Here is a 509-nt window from a genome sequence, read left to right on the forward strand (position 1 = left end):
TCCATGCCTAAAGTCATCGACCCCGAACTCCGCCGCAGGGAGCTCGCGGAAGCGGTCTGGCGCGTCATCCGGCGCGACGGCCTGGAGCATGCCTCGGTGCGCAACGTGGCCAGGGAAGCGGGTCTTTCGATGGGGTCGTTGCGGCACTACTTCGTGAGCCAGTCCGAGCTGATGGCCTTCGCGCTACGGATGGTCGTCGACCGGATCGAGCAGCGGATTGCGGCGCTGCCTCCGGATGATGACGCCCTGCGGTATGCGGCAAGTGTCCTTGCGGAGCTGCTGCCCCTGGATGACCAACGGCGCGCGGAGAACGACGTGTGGCTGGCTTTCACGGCCCGCGCCATGACCGACCCGGAGCTGCGAGCGCTGCGCGACGAGGGGTACGACGTCCTGCGTGCGGGCTGCCGCGGCCTCGTGGCGCGGCTCATCGGCCCCGGCCGCTGTGTGGACCGGGAGACCGCCCGGCTGCATGCCCTGGTGGACGGGCTCGCCGTCCACGCGGCGATGCG

Annotated in this window: 1 protein-coding gene; it reads left to right on the forward strand. The window is 70.3% G+C overall.

What is annotated here, in order from left to right; genetic code table 11:
* Positions 1 to 509, forward strand: a 509-nt coding sequence (locus IE226_RS43870) for a TetR/AcrR family transcriptional regulator (protein WP_190087117.1), incomplete at both ends; no start/stop codon positions are given.

Origin of the sequence: Streptomyces longisporoflavus (genome assembly GCF_014649775.1) — a bacterium.
GTDB lineage: Bacteria > Actinomycetota > Actinomycetes > Streptomycetales > Streptomycetaceae > Streptomyces > Streptomyces longisporoflavus.